This is a genomic window from Sinobaca sp. TMA16-18 (assembly GCF_059510535.1).
On record NZ_JCAKFM010000017.1, the window covers coordinates 1 to 903 of the forward strand.

7 tRNA genes and 1 rRNA gene are annotated in these 903 nt (G+C 50.7%); all 8 read left to right on the plus strand.

From position 1 onward, the window contains the following. The first annotated feature begins 6 nt into the window (after positions 1 to 6). The 8 genes from rrf (at position 7) to AC5W14_RS16710 (ending at position 746) form a co-directional block, all read left to right on the plus strand. Positions 7 to 123, plus strand: a 5S ribosomal RNA gene (rrf, locus tag AC5W14_RS16675). Between the two features lie 22 nt (positions 124 to 145). Next, a tRNA-Val gene (locus AC5W14_RS16680) sits at positions 146 to 221 on the plus strand. 7 nt (positions 222 to 228) lie between these two features. Further along, positions 229 to 304 (plus strand) — tRNA-Thr (locus AC5W14_RS16685). 15 nt (positions 305 to 319) lie between these two features. Beyond that, positions 320 to 395: transfer RNA gene (locus AC5W14_RS16690), tRNA-Lys, on the plus strand. Between the two features lie 20 nt (positions 396 to 415). Further along, positions 416 to 490 (plus strand) — tRNA-Gly (locus tag AC5W14_RS16695). A 7-nt stretch (positions 491 to 497) separates the two neighbouring features. Further along, a tRNA-Arg gene (locus AC5W14_RS16700) sits at positions 498 to 574 on the plus strand. A gap of 11 nt (positions 575 to 585) precedes the next feature. After that, positions 586 to 662, plus strand: a tRNA-Pro gene (locus AC5W14_RS16705). Positions 663 to 670: 8 nt separating this feature from the next. Continuing rightward, positions 671 to 746: transfer RNA gene (locus tag AC5W14_RS16710), tRNA-Ala, on the plus strand. Positions 747 to 903 lie beyond the last annotated feature (157 nt).

Consider the following 903-nt stretch of genomic DNA (forward strand, 5'->3'; position numbering starts at 1 on the left):
CACCCGTCCGGTGACGATAGCCAAGAGGTCCCACCCGTTCCCATGCCGAACACGGAAGTTAAGCTCTTGTGCGCTGATGATAATTGGGGGGCGACCCCCTGTGAAAGTAGGACGTTGCCGGGCTATATTAATTTAATATCTATACGGAGGATTAGCTCAGCTGGGAGAGCACCTGCCTTACAAGCAGGGGGTCGGCAGTTCGATCCTGTCATCCTCCACCATTTTTTTGCCGGTCTAGCTCAATTGGTAGAGCAACTGACTTGTAATCAGTAGGTTGAGGGTTCAAGTCCTTTGGCCGGCACCATTTTTTTCATAGAACGAGCCATTAGCTCAGTTGGTAGAGCATCTGACTTTTAATCAGAGGGTCGGAGGTTCGAATCCTCCATGGCTCACCATTTTTATTATTATAGGCTTTGCGGAAGTAGCTCAGTGGTAGAGCACCACCTTGCCAAGGTGGGGGTCGCGGGTTCGAATCCCGTCTTCCGCTCCATTTTTATGCGCCCGTAGCTCAACTGGATAGAGTATCTGACTACGAATCAGAAGGTTAGAGGTTCAAGTCCTCTCGGGCGCACCATTATTTTATAACGGGAAGTAGCTCAGCTTGGTAGAGCACTTGGTTTGGGACCAAGGGGTCGCAGGTTCGAATCCTGTCTTCCCGACCACTAGTTATGGGGCCTTAGCTCAGCTGGGAGAGCGCCTGCCTTGCACGCAGGAGGTCAGCGGTTCGATCCCGCTAGGCTCCACCAAATAAACTATTGACATCTTCAAGTCAGCTTGGTATACTAATAAAGTCGCTAAATTGAGGCGAAGCAGCAACACCACGTGTCCTTTGAAAATGGAATGAAAACAACGCGCGAAATATCAAGTCGCGGCAGGCAAGGCCTGCTGCGCAATGTAAGACCA